This window comes from uncultured Cardiobacterium sp. (assembly GCF_938028185.1).
Lineage (GTDB): Bacteria > Pseudomonadota > Gammaproteobacteria > Cardiobacteriales > Cardiobacteriaceae > Cardiobacterium.
Genome location: NZ_CALJAH010000190.1, coordinates 1 through 1032, shown reverse-complemented (window position 1 = coordinate 1032; position 1032 = coordinate 1). Strand labels below are relative to the sequence as shown.

1 protein-coding gene is annotated in these 1032 nt (G+C 62.4%); it reads right to left on the bottom strand.

Annotation, left to right across the window (positions count from 1 at the left end):
* Positions 1-210: 210 nt before the first annotated feature.
* Complete coding sequence (locus Q0349_RS05605) at positions 211-807, bottom strand: thiamine pyrophosphokinase (RefSeq protein WP_298079897.1); 597 nt, start codon at positions 805-807, stop codon at positions 211-213.
* Positions 808-1032 lie beyond the last annotated feature (225 nt).

The following is a 1032-nucleotide window of genomic DNA, read 5'->3' as shown; positions in this document are numbered from 1 at the left end:
TCCGGACAGTAGTGCTGCGAAGCGGGGGAGGGTCGGGGAGGGGGTGTGAAAAACCGCGTAGCGGCCATATCCAAAACGAATTGCAAACAGCCCTTAGGGCGTAGGGGCGGTCAGGCGAGGCCGTAACCGCCCGGCCACCTGCGGCAACTGCGAAGCGGGGGCGGGGTGTGAACCGCGTATCGAGCGCATTCAAAACGGCGTAAATAACCGCTAACCTGCCCATTCCGCCGTCACGCCCGGCGGCACGAACACCACCCCCGCGCCGCTGTGCCAGCGCACCGTCGCCGTCCTGCCCGCCAGCTCATTGCGTGCGGCAAGGGCGACAAACGGCGCGAGCGCCAACCCGTCCGCGCCCCAGCGCAGCCCCTGATAACACAGTCCTGCCAATGGCGACAGCGCGAACACGCTCACCTTGTCGCCCGCCTGACCGCAGAGCCGCCATTCCGCCGGCCCACAGGCAAACAGCCGCGTGCCACCCCGCCCCAACAGCAGCGTCGGCAGACCACAACGCGGCAACACCCACAAATTGCCAAAACCATGATCCGCCTCGTCGCCATCCGCGCCCAGCACCATCAGACAGTGCGCCCGCGGCCAGCGTGTGCGCACAAAAGCGAGTGCCAGCTCAAAATCCGTTTCATCCTTGTTCACCGGAAAAACGAGGCGCGGCACATCGGCAGCGAGAGCGCCGCTACTGTCAAAATCCCCCAGCCACCAGTCCGGCACCACACCAAGCGCCTGCGCGTGCCGCATCCCGCCATCGACGGCAATCACCACCTCGCTCGCCTGTGGCAACCGATACGGACGCACAAAATCTCCCGCTAACAACAACCAAACCGTCTCAACCATAACCGCCTCCCGAAAAACGCGCAATTTATAACGGTACACGCAAAGTTCTGTACAAGGTGCGCCGTTGAAGACGGTACATCCAGTACGGCGAAGCGACGTAACACAGTATGAGAATCTGTTCAAAATCCTGGTCATACACACAAATTTGAATTGCTGCGCCGAATATCACCCTCCCTTGCAGGGCGC